Source organism: Rhizobium sp. K102, from assembly GCF_022385315.1.
GTDB classification, from domain to species: Bacteria; Pseudomonadota; Alphaproteobacteria; order Rhizobiales; family Rhizobiaceae; genus Rhizobium; species Rhizobium croatiense.
The window spans coordinates 83131-102568 of record NZ_CP092436.1 but is presented as its reverse complement, the minus strand read 5'-3'; the positions used below and the strand labels follow the sequence as shown (position 1 = coordinate 102568).

18 protein-coding genes and 1 pseudogene are annotated in these 19438 nt (G+C 62.7%); all 19 read left to right on the top strand.

Annotation, left to right across the window (positions count from 1 at the left end; genetic code table 11):
- The first annotated feature begins 23 nt into the window (after positions 1 to 23).
- Positions 24 to 908 (top strand): sugar ABC transporter permease, encoded by an 885-nt coding sequence (locus MHI61_RS06495; RefSeq protein ID WP_239791378.1) that lies wholly within the window; start codon positions 24 to 26, stop codon positions 906 to 908.
- Positions 908 to 1753, top strand: coding sequence for a carbohydrate ABC transporter permease (locus tag MHI61_RS06490; RefSeq protein WP_239791377.1), 846 nt, complete (start codon positions 908 to 910; stop codon positions 1751 to 1753). The genes MHI61_RS06495 and MHI61_RS06490 overlap by 1 nt, the downstream gene beginning before the upstream one ends.
- The gene (locus tag MHI61_RS06485) at positions 1750 to 2772 is read left to right on the top strand and encodes an aminotransferase (protein WP_239791376.1); all 1023 of its coding nucleotides are present in this window, start codon (positions 1750 to 1752) and stop codon (positions 2770 to 2772) included. The genes MHI61_RS06490 and MHI61_RS06485 overlap by 4 nt, the downstream gene beginning before the upstream one ends.
- The gene (locus MHI61_RS06480) at positions 2773 to 3702 is read left to right on the top strand and encodes a PfkB family carbohydrate kinase (protein ID WP_239791375.1); all 930 of its coding nucleotides are present in this window, start codon (positions 2773 to 2775) and stop codon (positions 3700 to 3702) included.
- Positions 3699 to 4778, top strand: a complete 1080-nt coding sequence (ugpC, locus tag MHI61_RS06475) for a sn-glycerol-3-phosphate ABC transporter ATP-binding protein UgpC (RefSeq protein WP_239791374.1) — start codon at positions 3699 to 3701, stop codon at positions 4776 to 4778. The genes MHI61_RS06480 and ugpC overlap by 4 nt, the downstream gene beginning before the upstream one ends.
- Positions 4779 to 5084: 306 nt before the next feature.
- On the top strand, positions 5085 to 5585 hold the full coding sequence (locus tag MHI61_RS06470; protein WP_239792793.1) for an NADH-quinone oxidoreductase subunit J: 501 nt from the start codon (positions 5085 to 5087) through the stop codon (positions 5583 to 5585).
- Positions 5585 to 5887 (top strand): NADH-quinone oxidoreductase subunit NuoK, encoded by a 303-nt coding sequence (gene nuoK / locus MHI61_RS06465; RefSeq protein ID WP_038690941.1) that lies wholly within the window; start codon positions 5585 to 5587, stop codon positions 5885 to 5887. The genes MHI61_RS06470 and nuoK overlap by 1 nt, the downstream gene beginning before the upstream one ends.
- A gap of 4 nt (positions 5888 to 5891) precedes the next feature.
- The gene (locus MHI61_RS06460; protein WP_239791373.1) at positions 5892 to 7355 is read left to right on the top strand and encodes a monovalent cation/H+ antiporter subunit D family protein; all 1464 of its coding nucleotides are present in this window, start codon (positions 5892 to 5894) and stop codon (positions 7353 to 7355) included.
- The gene (locus MHI61_RS06455; protein ID WP_239791372.1) at positions 7352 to 7606 is read left to right on the top strand and encodes a hypothetical protein; all 255 of its coding nucleotides are present in this window, start codon (positions 7352 to 7354) and stop codon (positions 7604 to 7606) included. Before MHI61_RS06460 ends, MHI61_RS06455 begins: the two co-directional genes overlap by 4 nt.
- Positions 7599 to 9358 (top strand): annotated as a pseudogene (locus MHI61_RS06450) (Na(+)/H(+) antiporter subunit D). Before MHI61_RS06455 ends, MHI61_RS06450 begins: the two are co-directional and overlap by 8 nt.
- 8 nt (positions 9359 to 9366) lie before the next feature.
- Positions 9367 to 10842 carry an NADH-quinone oxidoreductase subunit M gene (locus MHI61_RS06445; RefSeq protein WP_239791371.1) on the top strand — a complete coding sequence of 492 codons (1476 nt, stop codon included), beginning with the start codon at positions 9367 to 9369 and terminating at the stop codon, positions 10840 to 10842.
- Positions 10839 to 12278 (top strand): NADH-quinone oxidoreductase subunit N, encoded by a 1440-nt coding sequence (locus MHI61_RS06440; protein WP_239791370.1) that lies wholly within the window; start codon positions 10839 to 10841, stop codon positions 12276 to 12278. Before MHI61_RS06445 ends, MHI61_RS06440 begins: the two co-directional genes overlap by 4 nt.
- Positions 12279 to 12384: 106 nt before the next feature.
- On the top strand, positions 12385 to 12750 hold the full coding sequence (locus MHI61_RS06435) for an NADH-quinone oxidoreductase subunit A (protein WP_239791369.1): 366 nt from the start codon (positions 12385 to 12387) through the stop codon (positions 12748 to 12750).
- Entirely contained in the window at positions 12738 to 13241 is a 504-nt protein-coding gene (locus tag MHI61_RS06430; RefSeq protein ID WP_003582024.1) for an NADH-quinone oxidoreductase subunit B, read from the top strand. The genes MHI61_RS06435 and MHI61_RS06430 overlap by 13 nt, the downstream gene beginning before the upstream one ends.
- Positions 13238 to 13774, top strand: a complete 537-nt coding sequence (locus tag MHI61_RS06425; protein ID WP_239791368.1) for an NADH-quinone oxidoreductase subunit C — start codon at positions 13238 to 13240, stop codon at positions 13772 to 13774. Before MHI61_RS06430 ends, MHI61_RS06425 begins: the two co-directional genes overlap by 4 nt.
- A 29-nt stretch (positions 13775 to 13803) precedes the next feature.
- A complete protein-coding gene (gene nuoD, locus MHI61_RS06420) occupies positions 13804 to 15018 on the top strand; it encodes an NADH dehydrogenase (quinone) subunit D (RefSeq protein ID WP_239791367.1) in 1215 nt (404 codons plus the stop codon).
- A gap of 17 nt (positions 15019 to 15035) precedes the next feature.
- The gene (gene nuoE / locus MHI61_RS06415) at positions 15036 to 15548 is read left to right on the top strand and encodes an NADH-quinone oxidoreductase subunit NuoE (protein WP_239791366.1); all 513 of its coding nucleotides are present in this window, start codon (positions 15036 to 15038) and stop codon (positions 15546 to 15548) included.
- 4 nt (positions 15549 to 15552) lie between these two features.
- Positions 15553 to 16818, top strand: coding sequence for an NADH-quinone oxidoreductase subunit NuoF (nuoF, locus tag MHI61_RS06410; RefSeq protein WP_239791365.1), 1266 nt, complete (start codon positions 15553 to 15555; stop codon positions 16816 to 16818).
- 32 nt (positions 16819 to 16850) lie between these two features.
- A complete protein-coding gene (gene nuoG, locus MHI61_RS06405; RefSeq protein ID WP_239791364.1) occupies positions 16851 to 19430 on the top strand; it encodes an NADH-quinone oxidoreductase subunit NuoG in 2580 nt (859 codons plus the stop codon).
- Positions 19431 to 19438: the final 8 nt, after the last annotated feature.

Genomic DNA, 19438 nt, shown 5'->3' with positions numbered 1-19438 from the left:
AAGAATGAAGAAGGGTCGCCTCGATGTCAGGCACATGGCTGACAACCCGCGCGTGGCTTTTGATGTTGCCGCTTCTCGTGGTCATGATCTCCGTCATCGGCTGGCCGCTCATCGATACCGTCGGCCTCTCCTTCACCGATGCAAAGCTCGTCGGCACCGGCGGCAGTTTCGTCGGCATCGACAATTACGTGAAGATGCTCTCCGGCTCGAATTTCCAGCGCACGCTGGTCACGACAGCATGGTTCGCGATCGTCTCGGTCGCCGCCGAAATGGTGATCGGCGTGCTCGCCGCCCTCCTGCTGAACCAGCAGTTCCGCGGCCGCACCGCGCTGCGCGCCCTGATGATCCTGCCCTGGGCGCTGCCGACCGTGGTCAACGCCACGCTCTGGCGGCTGATCTATAATCCGGAATACGGTGCGCTCAACGCCGCGCTGACGCAGCTCGGCCTGCTCGATGCCTATCGCTCCTGGCTCGGCGAGCCCGGCACGGCGCTCGCCTCCCTCATCGTCGCCGACTGCTGGAAGAATTTTCCGCTGGTGGCTCTGATCGCACTTGCCGCACTCCAGGCCGTGCCGCGCGATATCACCGCCGCCTCCCTCGTTGACGGCGCCGGCCCCTTCGCCCGCTTCCGCTTCGTCATCCTGCCCTATCTCGCCGGCCCGCTGATGGTGGCGCTCGTGCTGCGCACGATCGAAGCTTTCAAGGTATTCGACATCATCTGGGTCATGACCCGCGGCGGCCCGGCCAACAGCACCCGCACGCTGTCGATCCTCGTCTATCAGGAAGCTTTCTCCTTCCAGCGGGCAGGTTCCGGCGCGTCGCTGGCCTTGATCGTCACGCTGCTGGTGACGCTGCTCGCCGTCGGCTACGCCGCCCTGGTGCGCAAGACCGCGGGGAGTGCGGCCTGATGGAACGCCAGAGCCCGCTCTTTTCCGTGTTCATTCACCTCTGCGCGCTGCTGCTTGCCGCAGTCATCCTGGCGCCGATCCTCTGGCTTTTCATCATGAGCATCTCGCCGGCCGCCGACCTTGCGGCAAAGCCGCTGCGCTGGTGGCCACAGGCGGCGGATTTCTCGCGATACCAGCTCTTGCTGTCGACACTGGAAAACAGCGCCGGCGCCGCCTTCACCGCGTCGCTACGCAACAGCATCGAGGTGGCCGGCATGGCGACCATCGCCGCCATCGCGCTTGCTATTCCGGCCGGCTGGGCGGTGTCGCGCACGCCTTCGGTGGGCTGGTCCCTGTCGATGGTGATCGCCACCTATATGCTGCCGCCGGTCGCGCTGGCCGTGCCGCTCTATATGGGTCTCTCCCATCTCGGCATGCTGAATAATGTCTTCGGCCTCGCCCTCGTTTATCTCACCATCCTGGCGCCCTTCACCACCTGGCTGATGAAATCGGGCTTCGATTCCATCCCGCGCGAGATTGAATCCGCCGCGATGATCGATGGCGCCGGCCTGTTCCAGACGCTGAAGATCATCACGCTGCCGCTCGCTGCCCCCGTGGTCGCGACATCGAGCCTCTTTGCATTCCTGCTGGCCTGGGATGAATTCTTCTATGCGCTGCTCTTCACCTCGGACCAGCGCGCCAAGACGCTGACCGTCGCCATTGCCGATCTCGCGGGCGGGCGCGTTTCCGATTACGGACTGATCGCCACGGCAGGCGTGCTCGCCGCCCTGCCCCCAGTGCTGATCGGTCTCGTCATGCAACGCGCCCTGATTTCAGGGCTCACCAGCGGCGGCGTCAAGGGATGAACATGACAACAGAAAGAAACCGGCCCGCCGGACTTGCGGCGATCGAGCGCGAAATGGCGCGCCAGCACGGCGATGCGCTCGCCTCTTATGAAGCCGCGGCCCCCATGGCGGTAAGAGCCGCCGCCTCGCTGAAGAAAACGGGCCGGCTGCTTCTCCTCGGCATGGGCGGCTCGCATGCGGTTAACCGCGCCGTCGAGCCGCTCTACCGCGCCCTCGGCATCGATGCCTTTGCCCTGCCGCTTTCCGAACAGCTCGGCCAGCCGCTGCCGATCGCCGGCAGGACAATCTTCGTCACCTCGCAATCCGGCGAAAGCGCCGAAGTCCTGCGCTGGTTCGACGAGACCGGCGGCACGGAGGAAACCTTCGGCCTGACGCTCGAAGGCAGCTCCTTCCTTGCCAGAACCGCCCCGTCGCTGGTCGGCAGCGGCGGCACAGAGCTTGCCTTTGCCGCAACCCGCAGCCTGACAGTGACCTTCGCCCTGCACCTCGCGATCTTGGCTGCCCTCGGCGAAGATCCGGCGGCAGCACTTGCCGTCCTCAAGACACCCGAAGACCACGACATCTCAGCGGCCCTGTCAGCACTCGAAAACGTCGTGACCGTCGTGACCTCAGGCCGCCGTCTGCAAGGTGTCGCCGAGGCTTTGGCCCTTGGGCTAACGGAGCTTTCGCGCCGCCCCTGCTTCTCGCTCGAAGGCGGCCAGCTACGCCATGGCCCGATGGAGATGCTGGGACCGGAAATCGGCGTCGTGCTGTTCCGCGGCCTCGACGAGACCGCCGGCCTCGTCACAGCCATGGCGGTGTCCGCCGTCGAGACAGGCGCGCCTGTCATCTTGTTCGACGCCTCGAGTGAAGCCCCGGTCACCGGGGCGGTGACGATCGGTTTTGCGCCAGCGACGGGCCTTGCCGCGATCTTCGCCATGCTGCCGGTCGCCCAGCGGCTGATGATCGCCTTCGCCGAAACCCGCGTAGAGAATGCCGGAACGCCGGTCCGATCCACCAAGATTACCCGGAGTGAATGAATGCGGCCGCTTGCAGTCATCGGCAACGTCAATGTCGATCTCATCCTCGGACCGGCCGCCCCCTGGCCGAAGGCCGGCACGGAAATCATCGTCGATCATGACGAGCTGAGGGTTGGCGGATCGGCCGGAAACAGCGCGCTCGCCTGGCAGGCGCTCGGCATCGAATTCGAGATCGCCGCGAATATCGGCAGCGACCAGTTCGGCCGCTGGCTTGCCGAGGCCTTCGGCCGGCGCTCCGAGAAGTGGCCCGTGCGTCCTGAGAAGACCACGCTCTCCGTCGGCATCACTCATCCGGACGGCGAGCGCACGTTTTTCACGACGACCGGCCACCTGCCGCGCTTCAGCCTCGCCGACGTCTTCGCCGTCATCGACGGCGAAAGGCTGGGTGGCGGGTACGCGCTTCTCTGCGGCGGCTTTCTGACCGACGACCTGGCGAGCGAATATGACGCTTTCTTCGACTGGGCCGACAGCCACGATATCACCGTCGCACTCGATACCGGCTGGCCGCTCGACGGCTGGACGCAAGAAAATTGTGCGGCCGCCCGCGCCTGGCTTTCGCGCAGCGGCATTGCACTGCTGAACGAGGTCGAGACGACGACGCTTGCCGGCATCGCCGATCCGATCGAAGCCGCCCGTGAGATCAGGTCGCATATGCCGGAAGGCGCGATCGTCGTCGTCAAGCGCGGCCCGGACGGCGCCATCGCCATCGGGCCGGACGGCCTGCCGGCATCCGCAACTGCACCCGTCGTCAAGGTCGTCGATACGATCGGCGCCGGCGATGTCTTCAACGCCGGCTTCCTGGCAGCAATGGCAGATGGCAAACCGCTGGCCGCCTGCCTGGCGGCGGGGACGCAGATCGCTTCGCGCGCCATTTCCACCCTTCCCCGCAGCTATGGCGAGCCATCGTCTCGTCAGGAGCCCATGTCATGAGCGCGCTCGACATTGAAAACATCCGCAAGACCTATGGCGAGGTGGAGACGCTGAAAGGCATCGACATTTCGCTGGAAAGCGGCGAGTTCCTTGTGCTGCTCGGCTCGTCGGGCTGCGGCAAGTCCACGCTGCTCAACATCATTGCCGGCCTTGCCGAAGCGACGAGCGGCGACGTCAGGATCGGCGGGCGCTCGGTGCTGGGCGTGCACCCGAAGGACCGCGACATCGCCATGGTCTTTCAATCCTACGCGCTCTATCCCAATCTGACGGTGCACCGGAACATCGGCTTCGGCCTGGAAATGCGCAAGGTGCCGGCGGGCGAGCGCGACAAGGCCGTGCGCGATGCCGCCAAACTCCTGCAGATCGAAAACCTTCTCGACCGCAAACCGAGCCAGCTCTCCGGCGGCCAGCGCCAGCGCGTGGCGATCGGCCGGGCGCTGGTGCGCAAGCCGGAAGTGTTCCTCTTCGACGAGCCGCTTTCCAATCTCGACGCCAAGCTGCGCATGGAGATGCGCACCGAGATCAAGCGGCTGCATCAGATGCTGAAGACCACGGTGGTCTATGTCACCCATGACCAGATCGAGGCGATGACGCTGGCAAGCCGCATCGCCGTCATGCGCGACGGCCGCATCGAGCAGCTGGGCACACCTGAGGAAATCTATAACCATCCGGCAACACTCTATGTTGCCACCTTCGTCGGCGCGCCGCCGATGAACCTGTTGAAAGCGACGGTACGCGATGGCCGGCTGGCGATTGCAGGTTGCGATGCCAGCCTGCCCCTGCCGGCCCGCTTCGCCGAAACCGCCGTCAATGGCCGCGACGTCATCCTCGGCATCCGCCCCGAGGCCCTTCGCACAGACGGCGCCGGCCCGTCGCTCGAGGCAACCCTGGAGATCGCCGAGTTGACCGGCCCGGAACTCGTCGTCACCGCCCTCGCCGGAAATCAGCGGCTGATGGCCTGTTTGCCGCCGCGCACGCCGATCCGGGATAACGAAACGCTCACCCTCTTCTACGAGGAGGAGGCGATGCATCTCTTCGATCCGCAAACCGGTCTCAGCTGTCTTCGCGAGGGATAAAGGACGATACGTCCTTCCTCGAGAAAATGAAGTCTTTGTGCCAGCGACCCGCACTGAGGCAGACTATTTGTTTGGTTGCGGGGGCGTGAAACCACGGAGACTTGTAATTTCGGGCGAGTAACCGGTGTTATTTGTAAGTAATTTCTCACTACGCCGTAACCAAACTCGGTACGGACAGGCTCGACAATAACCTTGTGAAAAATCCGATACTAGGGCACAATTTGCGAACGCATCTGAAGTTGCGGCGTAATCTCAAAACCGGCCGTCTCGCGCCGAGTGACAGTTCGCGCCGGAGGGTCGGCGTCGATGGATCAGGGGTTCTTTCTTCTGTTCGCTGCGGTGTCCGTGATCACCGCCCTGACGGTCGTCCTGGCGCGGAATCCGGTTCACAGCGCATTAGCGTTGATGGCGTGTTTCCTCAATATCTCGGCCATCTTCGTCTTGCTCGAGGCGCCGTTCCTCGCGGTCATCCAGATCTTTGTCTATGTCGGCGCGATCATGGTCCTGTTCCTGTTCGTGATCATGATGATCGATGTGCGTGAAGCGGTGTTGCAGCGGTTTTTGCCGGGCGGCAACCTGTCGGCTCTGGTGCTGGTCGGCCTGCTTGGGGTCGAGATGCTTGTGCTGGTGCTCTGGAGTGACCGCTTTTCGGTCATCGAACCTGTCGCCATCCGCGGCGGCGATCAGATCAGGCAGCTCAGCACGACACTTTTCGCCGACTATCTCCTGCCGTTTGAAATCGCCTCCGTGATCCTTTTGGCGGCCCTGGTCGGCGCCATCGTGCTGGCGCGGAAGGAGCAGGAGTGATGGTTCCGCTCTCGTGGTATATTGTGCTTGGAGTGGTCCTGTTCGTGATCGGAGCAGCGGGCGTACTGATCAGGCGCAATATTCTGGTGGTGCTCATGTCGCTGGAGCTTTTGCTCAACTCCGTCAACATCAACTTCATCGCTTTCGGGCATTACTACGACGATTTCCGCGGGCAGATCTTCGCGATCTTCGTCATCGCAATCACCGCGGCGGAGGTTGCCGTCGCCCTCGGTATCCTGGTCGCCCTCGTGAGGAACAAGTCCACCCTCAAGGTCGACGACGTGACCATGATGAAAGGATAGCGGTTTGGACCCGGTGATATCGATCCGGCCGCTGCTTGCCGTTGCCGTCGCAGGTATGGCGGCCCTTGCGATTCTCCTTCTGAACAACCGCGAGAAACTCCGCGATCTCGTCTCGCCGTTGGCCGCGATCGCCATGTTCGCGATTGTCGCCTCGATGGCACCCACCGTGCTCGCGGGCGGGACGATCGATTTGCGCCTGTTCGAGATCCTGCCGGGGATTGACTTCGCTTTCCGGGTCGATGCGCTCGGCATGGTGTTTGCCACCGTCTCGTCGCTGCTGTGGATCGTGGCTGCGATCTATTCCATCGGCTACATGCGGCACTTGAACGAGCACGCGCAGACCCGGTTCTTCGCCTGCTTCGCCAGCAGTCTGGCCGCCGCCGCCGGGGGTGCCTTCGCCGCCAATCTGTTTACGCTGGTGATCTTCTACGAGGTGCTCAGTCTCGTTACCTATCCCCTCGTCTACCACCACGAGGACGAGCAAGGATGGACGGGCAGCCGCAAGTACCTCGTCTATCTGATGGGCGCGTCGAAAAGCGTGCTGCTCGCCGCGCTGGCGCTGACCTACCACATTGCGGGGTCGCTCGACTTTGTGATGGGCGGGTTGCTGGCGGGCGCTGATGCCTCCGCGCTGCTGCTGACGGTCGTTTATTTCTGCTATCTCTTTGGCTTCGCCAAGGCCGCGGTGATGCCGATGCACGCCTGGCTGCCTGCCGCGATGGTGGCTCCGACACCGGTCAGCGCGCTCCTGCATGCAGTGGCCGTGGTCAAGATGGGCGTGTTCTGCGTGCTGCGAGTGGTCTTCCATGTCTTCGGCGTCGAGCTGGTGGGGAAGCTGGGCCTCGGTATCGCCACGGCCTATCTGGTTTCGTTCACGATCCTCATGGCGTCGGTCTACGCCCTCACGCGGGACGACCTGAAGGCGAGGCTCGCCTATTCGACCGTCAGCCAACTCTCCTACATCGTGCTGGGCGCGGTTCTGTTGTCGCCGGTCGCGATGGTCGGCGGGATCGTTCACATCGCGGCGCATGCGTTCTCCAAGATCACGCTCTTTTTCTGCGCCGGTTCAATCTATTGCGCATCTGGCAAGCGCAACATCAGCGATATGGCTGGGATCGGCCGCAGGCTGCCCTGGACGATGGGGGCGTTCTTCGTCGGTTCGCTCGGCATGATCGGGGTGCCGCTGACCGCGGGCTTCGTCAGCAAGTGGTATCTGGCACGGGGTTCGGTGGAGGCGGGGGAAATCCCATTCCTGATCGTGCTCCTCATAAGTTCGGTCCTGAACGCCGCCTATTTCCTGCCAATCAGCTATCTCGCCTTTTTCGGGACTGAGGCACAGGAGAGCCCCGCGACGGTTCGGGAAATTCCGATGGTCACGATCCCGCTGGTCGCGACCGCCATCCTGTCGGTGCTGATGGGCATCTTCCCCGGCTATTTCCTCACCTTGGCGGACGGAGTGGTCAGATGATCAAGCGCGTGGTCGATTTCTTTGGTGCCGAACTATATGCGCATCAGCGGCGCCGGCTGTTTTATCTGGCGCTCATTCTTATCGTCATCGCCGACGTTCTGGTTCCCCGCGAACACGCCGAATACCTGTGGGACAGCCTGCCGGGCTGGTCGGCCGTGTACGGCTTCGGATCCTGCGTGCTGCTCATCTTCGTTTCCAAGTTTCTCGGCCATCGGGCTGGGCTGATGCGGCGCGAGGACTACTATGACTGACTTCATCCATCCGGCCCTGCTCTTCATTCTCGGCGCTCTGCCGATCCCATTCCTCAGAGGATCGATCCGCAAGGCTTATCTGCTGCTGATCCCGGCGTTGGCGATCCTCGCCGTGGTTACGACGCAGCCGGGCAACTACGGCGCGGCGTCGTTCCTCGGGCAGCAAATCCAGATCGCGAAGGTCGACAAGCTGAGCAGCGTCTTCGCCACGGTTTTCACCATCATGGCTCTGATCGGAACGGTCTACGCGCTGCACTTGCCTCGCCCCGGCCAGCACGTCGCTGCGTTCGTCTACGTCGGGAGCGCGCTCGGCGTGGTATTCGCCGGCGACTACCTGACGCTATACCTGTTCTGGGAGGGCATGGCGTTTGCCTCTGCCTATCTCGTCTTCGCACAGGGCGGCCGGCAAGCGATCAGCGCCGGGTTCCGGTATCTCATGGTCCATATCACCGGCGGCGTCGTCCTGCTTGGCGGCATCATTCTCTACGGGCTTTCAACAGGCTCGCTACTCCTAGGCCCGATCGAGGGGGGATGGGCGCCGGCGCCTACTTGATCCTTGCCGGGTTCCTTCTGAACGCCGCCGTGCCGCCGCTCAACGCCTGGCTGACCGACGCTTACCCTGAGGCAACCGTCACCGGGGCGGTATTCATGAGCGCCTTCACCACCAAGACCGCCGTTTATGTGCTGGCGCGCGCATTTCCGGGAACCGAGCTTCTCGTTTGGCTCGGCATCGCGATGGCGCTTTACGGCGTCATCTATGCAGTACTGGAGAACGACTGCCGGCGCCTGTTGGCCTATCACATCGTCAGCCAGGTGGGTTATATGGTGGCGGGCATCGGTATCGGGACCGAGATGGCCGTCAATGGCGCCACCAGCCATGCCTTCGCGCATATCCTCTACAAGGCGCTTCTGTTTATGGGTGCCGGGGCGGTGATCTACGTCACCGGCCGTCGCAAGCTCACCGAGCTTGGCGGGCTCTACAAGACCATGCCGCTGACAGTGGCGCTCTACATGGTCGGCGCCTTCGCGATCTCGGCATTTCCCTTCTTCTCGGGCTTCGTCACCAAATCGATGGTGATCGCCGCCGCCGGACAGGATCATCGGGCGCTGGTGGTGCTGGCGCTGACTATGGCATCGTCGGGGACCTTCCTGCACACGGGCTTGAAGCTGCCGTATTACATGTTTTTCGGCACGGACCGGAAACTGGAGGCGCGGGAGCCGCCGCGCAACATGCTGGTCGCGATGGGAATGGCGGCGGTGCTTTGCATTGCGATCGGATTGTTCCCGCAGCCGCTTTATGCGCTTATGCCCTATCCGGTCGACTTCGAACCTTACACTGGCCTCCATGTCACGGAGAGCCTCGGCGTGCTGATGTTCACTGCCTTCGGGTTCGTGCTGTTCCTGCGGGCGCTCGACCCAGAAAAAACCATCAGCATCGACACCGACTGGTTCTATCGCAAGGGCGCGCGGGCCTTCATGTGGCTCGCCGAACGACCGCTGGCGCGCTACGAGAAGGCGGTGAGCGACGTGTCCGAAACCGCGGCGCTGCCCTTGCTGTATGGGGCGGCACGGGCGGGACTGCGGATCGATCTCACCGGGGTGAACGCTGTCGTGAACGGCGTTGCCCGCTCGATCCTGCGCGGCGGCGGGCGGCTCCGGCAACTCCAGACCGGCGTCGTGACCCATTACGTGCTGGCGATGATCGTCGGTGTGATCGCGGCCACCGCCATCTTCGCTGTGGCGTGGCGGTAGGGGGTCGCATGGGGTTACCGCTACTCAGCCTCATCGTATTCACACCCGCCGCCGGGGCAGCGGTTCTGATGTTTCTGCGCAGCGACGCTGCAGTGCGGTGGATGGCGCTGGGTGTCACCGTCCTCGACCTCGTTCTCTGCATTGCTATGTTGGTCGGTTTTGACACCACGACCCACGCGATGCAGTTCACCGAGACGCGCCCGTGGGTTCCGGCGCTCGGGATCACCTATGCGCTTGGCGTAGACGGAATCAGTGCCCTTTTCGTTTTCTTGACCGCGCTGCTGGGCTCGACCTGCGTGCTCGCCTCCTGGGTCGCGATCGACCACAAGGTGAAGGAATTCATGGTCAGTCTGCTGGCCATGGAGGCGCTGATGCTGGGGGTTTTCTGCGCACTCGACCTGTTCTTGTTTTACGTCTTCTGGGAGGCGATGCTGATCCCGATGTACCTGATCATCGGCGTCTGGGGCGGCGACGGCCGGGTCTATGCGGCTTTCAAGTTCTTCCTTTACACGCTGGCGGGCAGCGTCCTGTTCCTAGTCGGCGTCATCGTGCTCTATTTCAACGGCGGCGAGACCTTCAACATTCTCGCTCTGACAGCACAGGATTTGCCGTTCCGGGTCCAGTCGTGGCTGTTCTTCGCTTTTCTGGTCGCCTTCGCGGTCAAGGTGCCGATGGTCCCGGTCCACACCTGGCTGCCGGACGCCCATGTGCAGGCGCCGACAGCGGGCAGCATCATCCTCGCTGGCGTGCTGCTGAAGATGGGCGCCTACGGCTTCCTGCGATTCTCGCTGCCGATGCTGCCCGAGGCGTCAGTGTATTATTCGACCCTGATGCTTTCGCTTTCGGCACTTGCGATCGTCTATGGCGGGTTGCTTGCGCTGGCGCAGGACGATCTCAAGAAGCTGGTGGCCTATTCCAGCATCAGCCATATGGGCTTCGTGACGATGGGGATTTTCGCGCTGAACCTCCGCGGGCTCGAGGGCGGTATCCTGCAAATGTTCAATCATGGCGTGACGACGGGCGCGTTGTTCCTGTTCGTCGGCCTGATCTACGAGCGGACCCACACCCGCAGCATCGCCGATTATGGCGGGCTGATGAAGGCAGCACCCGTCTACACCACGTTTCTTGCCTTGTTCATCCTGTCGTCGATGGCGCTGCCGGGAACGAATTCGTTCGTGGGCGAGTTGCTCGTGCTGTCTGGCGGGTTTGCGGCCAACCTGGCGGTCGGCGCGGCCGCCGTTCTGGGCGCATTGCTGGGCGCGGCCTATCTGCTTGGCATGTATGGGAAGGTCGCGCTTGGGCCGGCGAGCGTCAGCGCCCGGTTCAAGATACGTGACGTAAACGCCCGCGAGATCGCTGCGATCCTGCCGCTGACCGTCTTCGTGCTTTGGGTCGGGCTCTATCCAAAACCTTTTCTCAACATCATCGATGCCTCGGCGAAACATCTGCTGGCGCAGGTGCACGGTGAGGAGAGCGGCCAATGACCGCTGCTGCGCTTCTCCAGTCGGCCCTTGCGAGCCTGCCCGAGATCGTGGTGATCACGGGGGCCTGCATCCTGCTGATCCTGGGACAGTTTGTGCAAAAGAGACAGGAACATTTCCTTGTCTGGGCTTCCGTTGCCATCGTGCTGATTGCCGCCTTGGCGACACTCATGCTGGCGGGCGAGGTGCGGCCGGCCTACACGGGCATGTTCGTCGCCGACCGCTTCGCGGTCTTCTTTAAGTTCGTGTTCTATTTAGCCACCGTTCTGACATTCCTCCTCTCGCGAAAATATGCCGATATCGAAGGGATCGGCAGCAGCGAATACTATGTCCTGCTGCTCTTTGCGCTTTCGGGAATGATGATCATGGCGTCGGCAACCGACCTCATGTCGATCTATGTGGGCCTCGAACTGATGGTGCTCTGTACCTATGTGCTGACTGGTTTCTTGCGGCGAGAGCGGCGGTCGAACGAAGCGGCGCTGAAATATGTGATCCTTGGCGCGGTCTCGACTGGGATTTTCCTTTACGGCGTTTCGCTGGTCTACGGGCTGACCGGCACCACGCAACTGGACGCAATGGCTGCAGCGGTGACCGGGGATCCGCTCGATCCCGGATTGCTGCTAGCGGTAGTCTTCATTGTCGCGGGGCTGGTCTTCAAGGTCGGCGCGGTGCCGTTCCATATGTGGGTTCCGGACGTCTACGAAGGCGCGCCGACGACGATCACCGCCTTCATGTCGGTCGGCCCCAAGGCGGCGGGGTTCGCGGTCATCCTGCGGGTGTTCCTCAACCCTCTGGTCGCAGCCTCGGACGTCTGGATCATCGTCGCCGTCATTGCGGTGGTCACGATGGCGCTCGGCAGCTTCGTGGCGCTGGTCCAGGATAATTTCAAGCGCCTCCTGGCCTATTCCAGCATCGCCCATGCCGGCTTCGCCATTTTCGGCGTGGCCGCTGGCGGCGCCGATGGGATCGCCAGCGTGATGCTCTATCTGCTGATCTACGCGTTCATGAATCTCGGCATTTTCGGCACCGTCATCATGATGCGGAACGGCGATTTCTCGGGCGAGGTCATCGACGATTATGCGGGTTTCGCCAAGTCACATCCGGGGCTGGCGCTTCTGATGCTGCTCTATCTCTTCTCGCTGGCCGGCATTCCGCCGACGGCCGGGTTCTTCGCCAAGTTTTACGTGCTGGTCGCCCTCGTCGAGCGTGGTTTCGTCATGCTGGCGGTTATCGCAGTACTGCTCAGCGCCGTCGCCGCCTATTTCTACATCCGCATCGTGATGGTGATCTACATGCGCGAGCCGAAGAGGGCGTTCGCCCCGGCGCTGACGCCTCTGGTGGGCGCGACACTCGCCGTCACCGCTGCCGGCACCATCGGCATCGGCCTATTTCCGTCGTGGTTTCTAAAGCTTGCCCAAGATTCGGTCTTTGGCGGGTGAGCGATTGGATTTGCAATGATCACACCGACGGAATAGACTTCAGGGCAGAGGAAGGATTGCCCAAGTCGGCGCCGCGGCGTGGTCGATGGGCGACCGGTGCAGTGATATGACTGCAATGGAATTTTTGCCGGTTCTTTTCATGGTCGCCGGAGTCGTTCTGGTGGCGGGGGTGACGTTGTTCGTCTCTTCGCTGTTGCGCCCATCCAATCCTTATCCCGCCAAGAACATGCCCTATGAATGCGGCATGGACGCAGCGGGCGAGGCGGCGGCGGGCCGCTTCAGGGTGCCGTTCTTTATCCTCGCGATCCTGCTGGTCGTTTTCGATGTCGAAGCGATGTTCCTCTTTCCCTGGGCTGTCGTCCTGAAAGAGATCGGCTTGGTCGGCTATATCGAAATGTTCGTCTTCATGGTGCTGCTTCTCGTGGGCTTCGCCTACGCCTGGCTGAAAGGAGCGCTGGAATGGGAGGCGTAAACAACGCGATCCGCGACAGCGTGCTGTTCACCACGGCTGACAGCATCATCAGTTGGAGCCGGAGATCGGCGCTGTGGCCGGAGACCTTCGGCATTGCCTGCTGCGCCATCGAGATGATCTCCGCCGGTTGCGCCCGCTACGATCTCGACCGGTTCGGCGTGGTGTTCCGCCCTTCGCCGAGACAATCCGACGTCATGATCATCGCCGGCACCGTGACACGGAAATTCGCGCCCGTCGTGCGGCGGCTCTATGACCAGATGCCGGAACCGCGCTGGGTAATCGCAATGGGCACCTGCGCTATTTCGGGCGGGGTCTACAACACCTACGCCGTGGTGCAGGGATCGGAAACCTTCGTGCCCGTCGATGTGCATGTGCCTGGCTGTCCGCCTCGGCCTGAGGCGCTGATGCACGGCTTCCTTCTGCTTCAAGAAAAGATCAAGAGGTCGCGGGCACTCGCCGGCACGCCTCTGGATCGGGTCATAGCGTCATGAGTGCGGAGCCGTCCCTCAATCGCGCTCCGATCATGGAGCGCTTCGGAGAAACAATCGAGGACCTCGGCACTGCGCACGGTATCGACGCCTTTGCCGTTCCGCCCGAGAGGATCATCGAGTTCTGCCGGTTCCTGAAAGAGCATCCGGCGCTGCAATTCAATTTCCTCTCGGACGTTTGCGGGGTCGATCATTATCCCGAAACGCCGCGGTTCGAGGCGGTCTACCATCTCTACTCCCTGCCCAACAGATGGCGGGTCCGCATCAAGTGCCGCCTTGGCGATCCTCCTGAAGTGCCTTCGGTCACGGGAGTCTGGCGCACCGCCAACTGGCATGAGCGTGAGGCCTGGGACATGTATGGCATCCGGTTCGCCGGACATCCCGATCTGCGCCGGATCTATATGTGGGAAGGCTTCGAGGGCTTTCCCCAGCGCAAGGATTTCCCCCTCAGGGGCTATAAGGACAAGTTGAACCCCTTCGGTGCCGAAGGTCCGCCGCCAACGCAGCCCGACCTTGCCACCAGGGACATTCCGTAAGGGAGGCCGTTCTACGCCGGAACGTTGAGATGACTGAAATCACCGAGCTCAGCAGGCCTGAGGGCGAAGCGCTCAAGACCAGGGAAGTGCTTCTCAACCTCGGTCCGCAGCACCCCAGCACCCATGGGGTTCTTCGGCTCGTCCTCGAACTGGACGGCGAGTTCGTCGAGCGCGTCGATCCGCATATCGGCTACCTCCATCGCGGCACCGAAAAACTGGCGGAGAGCTTCACCTATACCCAGATATTCCCGCTGACGGACCGGCTCGACTATCTCTGTCCGCCCTCGAACAACCTCGCCTTCGCGCTGGCGGTGGAGAAACTCCTCGGCATAGAAGCACCGATCCGGGCGCAATATATCCGCGTGATGATGGCCGAGCTGGCACGGATCTCCGGTCACCTCCTGATCACGGGCGCTTTGCCGATGGATCTCGGCGCCATGACCGCGCTGCTTTACGTCATGCGCGAGCGTGAAATGATCATGGACCTCCTGGAAATGATCAGTGGTGCGCGCATGCACACCTCCTTCTGCCGGGTCGGCGGAGTGCGCGAAGACCTGCCTGACGGATTCTTCCCCAAGATCCGGGAGTTTTGCGACATCTTCCCGAACCGGATCCGCGACTATGAGCGACTGCTCGAAGATAACCGGGTGTTTCTCAATCGCACGAAGGGGATCGGCGTGATCTCCGCCGAGGATGCCGTCGATCTCGGCCTCAGCGGCCCGAACCTGCGTGCTTCCGGTGTCGACTGGGACATCCGGCGCGATGAGCCCTACGAGATCTACGACCGGCTCGATTTCAACGTCATCACCCGTGACGAGGGCGATTGCTATGCACGCTGGCGATGCCGCGTCGACGAGATGCGAGAAAGCATGAGGATCATCGAACAATGCATCGACCAGATGCCTGAGGGGCCGTTCCAGATCGATATGCCGACAATCGCCTTCCCGCTGGACAAGGATCGGGTGCACTGCTCGATGGAGGCGCTGATCCAGCATTTCGACCTGTCGGCCTACGGCTTCAAGGTGCCGAAGGGCGAGGTCTATTCGGCGATCGAGGCGCCAAAGGGCGAGCTTGGCTTTTACATCATCAGTGACGGGTCGCCAAAACCGTTCCGCATGAAGGTGCGGGCACCCTCGTTCGTCAATCTTCAGGCCCTCTTCGGGGTCACCAACGCCCGCTATCTGGCGGACATGATCGCCGTGCTCGGCAGCCTCGACCCCGTGATGGCGGAGGTGGACAAGTAGCAGAGGATTTGGACGTGATGACCATGCGCGAAAAGATCGAAGAGGCGGCGGCGCGGTATCCCGACCAGCGCTCGGCGATCATGCCCGCGCTTCGGATCGCGCAGACGGAGCATGGCCATCTGCCGGGTCCGGTGCTGGAGGAGGTCGCCAACATTCTCGGAGTCGAGCGGATCTGGATCTACGAGCTGGCGACCTTCTACACGCTCTTCCATACCGAACCGGTGGGCATGTTCCATCTGCAGCTTTGCGACAACGTCTCCTGCATGCTGTGCAGATCCGAGGACCTGCTGAGGCATCTGGAGGACGTCCTCGGGATCAAGAAGGGCGAAACCACCCCGGACCGGCTGTTCACGCTTTCGACCGTCGAATGCCTCGGCGCCTGCGAGATGGCTCCAGTGATGCAGGTCGGCGACGACTATCACGGCGACCTCGATATCGCGCGAATCGACGCGATTCTCGAAAGGTTGCGAACGGAGGCGGGGCAAGCGACTGGTGCCGATCTCGCCTCAGCAGCACCGCCGGGAGAATAGCGTCATGTTCGAACCGATCCTCCTCAAGCATGTCGATGTTCAGGATGGCCATCTGCTCTCCACCTTCGAGGCCGGCGGGGGCTACCAGGCTCTGGCCAAGGTGCTGCGCGAAAACACGCCTGAGGAGGTTATCGACCTCGTCAAACGGTCCAACCTGCGCGGTCGCGGCGGTGCCGGATTCCCGACGGGCATGAAATGGGGTTTCGTGCCGAAGCGGACCGGCAAGCCGACATATCTGTGCTGCAACGCCGATGAGGGCGAGCCGGGCACGTTCAAGGACCGGATCATCATGGAGCGCGACCCGCACCAACTGATCGAGGGGTTGGCGGTAAGTGCATACGCGATTGGGGCCGAAACCGCCTATGTCTACATTCGCGGAGAATATGTGACGGCGATCCGTCGTCTGGAGCAGGCGATCGCCGAGGCCCACGCAAAGAGTTATCTCGGAAACCGGATTTTGGGCTCGGATTTCAATTTCGCCGTACACATCCACTGCGGCGCCGGCGCCTATATCTGCGGCGAAGAGACTGCGATGCTCGAGTCGCTCGAGGGCAAACGGGCGCAGCCGCGATTGAAGCCGCCATTTCCGGCCGTGGCTGGGCTCTACGCCAGCCCGACAGTGATCAACAATGTCGAGACGCTCGCTTGCGTGCCGCATATCGTTATGCGGGGGCCGGACTGGTTTCGGGGCATCGGCCCGGACAAGAGCCCCGGCCCGAAGCTCTACTGCCTCAGTGGGCAGGTGCGCAAACCCGGCCTCTATGAATTGCCGATGGGCATACCGCTGCGCGAACTGGTCGAGAACCATGCCGGCGGCGTGCTGCCGGGACGCAGAATCAAGGCGGTGATCCCGGGCGGGGTCTCAGCGCCGGTCATACCGGAGCACGGACTGGAGGTCGGAATGGATTTCGACTCGCTGGCTGCCGCCGGCTCGATGCTCGGTTCGGCTGGCGTTATCGTGATCGACAACTCGACATGCATGGTCAAGGTCGCGACCCGGATCATCGAATTCTTCCATCATGAGTCCTGCGGCAAGTGCACGCCATGCCGGGAAGGATTGAACTGGGTCGTGAAGGTCCTGCGCCGGATCGAGGCCGGCGAAGGTGCGGCCGGCGATCTGGAGCAGCTGGAGATGCTCTGCAAGGGCATTTTCGGCAATACGTTTTGTGCTTTGGGTGACGGGGCGGCGATGGGGTTGCGGGCGGCACTCGCGCATTTTCGCGCTGAGTTCGTTGCCCATATCGAGGAGCACAGGTGCCCCTTTCACTGAAGGCCTGTACCGCGACAGGACTGCGAGGAAGTATGGTTAGCATTACGATCGATGGACAAACGCTGGAAGTTGAGGCTGGCTCGACAGTGCTGCAGGCCGCCCGGCGTTTGGGCATCGATATCCCAACCTTCTGCTATCTGAAGCGTCTGCCGCCGCTGGCCTCCTGCCGCATGTGCCTGGTGGAGATCGAGGGGCAGCGGCGGCTGCAGCCGTCCTGCGCCACCGCCGTCACCGAGGGCATGGTGGTGCGGGCGAATACAGCTCTGATCGAGGAAACGCGCGCTTCCATGCTCGACATGCTGCTCGCCAACCACCCCCTCGACTGTCCGATCTGCGACAAGGGCGGCGAATGCGAGCTTCAGAACATGGTGATGGCCTACGGGCCCCGCAAAAGCGAGTTTCACGATCCCAAACGTGTGTTCCATTCCGAGGACATCCGTCTCAGCCCGGTCATCATCATGAACGTCAACCGCTGCATCCAGTGCCAGCGCTGCGTCCGGATGTGTGAGGAGGTCGTCGGCGCGGTCGCCCTGGGCACCGTCGAAAAAGGCATGGATACCGCTGTCACCGGCTTCGAGGGCAGTCTCGCAAGCTGCGACCAGTGCGGCAATTGCGTCGAGGTCTGCCCGGTGGGCGCGCTGATGAGCTTTCCCTATCGCTACAAGGCGCGGCCCTGGGATCTGGTCGAGACCGATACGGTCTGCCCGCATTGTGGCACCGGTTGCCAGTTGACGGTGGGCACGCGCAAGGGCGAGTTCATGCGGGTGCGCTCGAAGTGGGACGAGGGGCTTAACCGCGAGGTGCTCTGCGTACGGGGACGCTTCGGCCTCGATTTCGTTGAGAGCCGGGACCGGCTCAAGAGGCCGATGATCCGTCGTGATGGCACCCTCGTTCCGGTTTCCTGGGACGAAGCGGGGGACTATCTGCGCCAGCGGCTGTCGGCCGTCGAGGGCAAGGCTGCCGGCGGTCTGGCCTCGCCTCGCCTACCCAACGAGATACTCTATCAGTTTCAGAAGCTGATGCGGACGGCATTCCACACCAACAGCATTGATTGCTCGTCACGCTGGTCCACGCCCTTCGATATGCTCGGCCCGCTAATGGCAGCCTTCCATAGCCGCGCACCGCTGGACGAAGTGATCGGCAACGACTGCGTGCTCGTCGTCGGCGGCAACGTCACCGAGGAGAACCCGGTCACCGAATACCTGCTGCGGGATGGCGTGCGGCGGCGGCAGACCGGATTGCTCATGCTCTCGGCGCGGCCATCCCGTCTGGATGCCGATGCCAGGGTGGTGGTTCGCGTGCTGCCGGGCGGAGAAGCGGCGAGCCTTGCGGCGGTGGTGGCCGGTCTCGTAGCGGCAGTTAGTGAGGCCTTGCCGGGCAACGTTCTTGCGGACATCGGCGCGACAATCGGCAAGCCAGCGGCGGAAACCGGCATAGACGGGCCGGATCGTCTGGCCGCGGCGCTCAAGGAAGGCCGCAGCGTCACCGTGCTTGTCAGCGTCGACCTCCTGAGATCACCCGAAGCGAGCGCGACGCTGCAGCAGATCAATAACCTGCTGCAGGTTCTGCGCCTGCTCGGCAAGGGCCTGGCGATGCAGTTCCTCTTCGACCGTGCCAACCAGATGGGCGCCTGGGACATGGGAGTTCTACCGGCGGCTCTGCCGGGGCTGCGGGCGGTAACCGACGATGTAGCGCGCACAACTCTTGCGCGGAACTGGGGCGCCGAAATCCCGTCTGAACCCGGCGCGGATATCGACGTCATTCTGGAGCTCTGCGTCGGCGGGCGGATGGGCGCTCTCTACATCGTCGCAACCGACCCCCTGATTGCCTATCCCGACAGGGACTTCGTGACGCGGGCGCTTGGCGCCGCCGATCTCCTGATCGTGCAGGACGCCTTCCTCACGGAGACGGCGGGCCTTGCCGAGGTCGTCCTGCCCGCTGCAGGTTACGGCGAGGAAACCGGCACGTTCACCAACAACGAGGGCCGGACTCAGAAGGTCCGCAAATTCCGCGAACCCGCCTTCGAGGCGCGGAGCAATCTGGCGATCTTCGACTTCGTCGCGGCGCTTCGCAACCAAGCACTGCGGCCGTCGACGCAAGGCGAAATTTTCGACGAGATTGCGCGACTTGTTCCCGCCTACCAGGGGCTGACACACGATGGACTTGGCGCCGACGGAGCATTCACCAAGGCGGTGCCGACGGCACCTGTGACCAGGTTCTTTGCGCCGCCGCCCGTCCCGCCAGCAGCCGACCGGCTCATGTTGATCACCGGCGACTGCCTGTTCCACAACGGATATCTTTCCGAACGGTCGGATATGCTGAACACGGTCGCCAATGATCCCTATGTCGCGATGAGCGCGCAGGATGCCGCACGGCTTGGGCATTCGGATGGCGATCAGGTCATTGTGCGGTCCGCCCAGGGCGAACTGACGGCGCAGCTCAAGGTCGACGGGCGGTTTCCCAAGGGCCTCGTCTTCGTTCCGGAAAACTATCGAGCCTTGCGTCTCAACGGCTTGATGCGGCGGGGTGAATACCCATGCCCGGTGGAGGTCCAGAAGGTGCATGCCACTCTTGAGGTCGACCGCACGAGCCGGATCTGGCGTGGGGTCTGAAGATTTGG

Excerpts from the sequence above, each read along its gene's own strand:
- ugpC (WP_239791374.1), top strand. The coding sequence starts at position 3,699 with ATGAGCGCGCTCGACATTGAAAACATCCGCAAGACCTATGGCGAGGTG.
- nuoK (WP_038690941.1), top strand. The coding sequence starts at position 5,585 with ATGGTTCCGCTCTCGTGGTATATTGTGCTTGGAGTGGTCCTGTTCGTG.
- MHI61_RS06455 (WP_239791372.1), top strand. The coding sequence starts at position 7,352 with ATGATCAAGCGCGTGGTCGATTTCTTTGGTGCCGAACTATATGCGCAT.
- MHI61_RS06445 (WP_239791371.1), top strand. The coding sequence starts at position 9,367 with ATGGGGTTACCGCTACTCAGCCTCATCGTATTCACACCCGCCGCCGGG.
- MHI61_RS06430 (WP_003582024.1), top strand. The coding sequence starts at position 12,738 with ATGGGAGGCGTAAACAACGCGATCCGCGACAGCGTGCTGTTCACCACG.
- MHI61_RS06485 (WP_239791376.1), top strand. The coding sequence starts at position 1,750 with ATGAACATGACAACAGAAAGAAACCGGCCCGCCGGACTTGCGGCGATC.
- nuoG (WP_239791364.1), top strand. The coding sequence starts at position 16,851 with ATGGTTAGCATTACGATCGATGGACAAACGCTGGAAGTTGAGGCTGGC.
- MHI61_RS06495 (WP_239791378.1), top strand. The coding sequence starts at position 24 with ATGTCAGGCACATGGCTGACAACCCGCGCGTGGCTTTTGATGTTGCCG.
- MHI61_RS06490 (WP_239791377.1), top strand. The coding sequence starts at position 908 with ATGGAACGCCAGAGCCCGCTCTTTTCCGTGTTCATTCACCTCTGCGCG.
- MHI61_RS06440 (WP_239791370.1), top strand. The coding sequence starts at position 10,839 with ATGACCGCTGCTGCGCTTCTCCAGTCGGCCCTTGCGAGCCTGCCCGAG.
- MHI61_RS06425 (WP_239791368.1), top strand. The coding sequence starts at position 13,238 with ATGAGTGCGGAGCCGTCCCTCAATCGCGCTCCGATCATGGAGCGCTTC.
- MHI61_RS06470 (WP_239792793.1), top strand. The coding sequence starts at position 5,085 with ATGGATCAGGGGTTCTTTCTTCTGTTCGCTGCGGTGTCCGTGATCACC.
- MHI61_RS06435 (WP_239791369.1), top strand. The coding sequence starts at position 12,385 with ATGACTGCAATGGAATTTTTGCCGGTTCTTTTCATGGTCGCCGGAGTC.
- nuoE (WP_239791366.1), top strand. The coding sequence starts at position 15,036 with ATGACCATGCGCGAAAAGATCGAAGAGGCGGCGGCGCGGTATCCCGAC.
- MHI61_RS06480 (WP_239791375.1), top strand. The coding sequence starts at position 2,773 with ATGCGGCCGCTTGCAGTCATCGGCAACGTCAATGTCGATCTCATCCTC.
- nuoF (WP_239791365.1), top strand. The coding sequence starts at position 15,553 with ATGTTCGAACCGATCCTCCTCAAGCATGTCGATGTTCAGGATGGCCAT.
- nuoD (WP_239791367.1), top strand. The coding sequence starts at position 13,804 with ATGACTGAAATCACCGAGCTCAGCAGGCCTGAGGGCGAAGCGCTCAAG.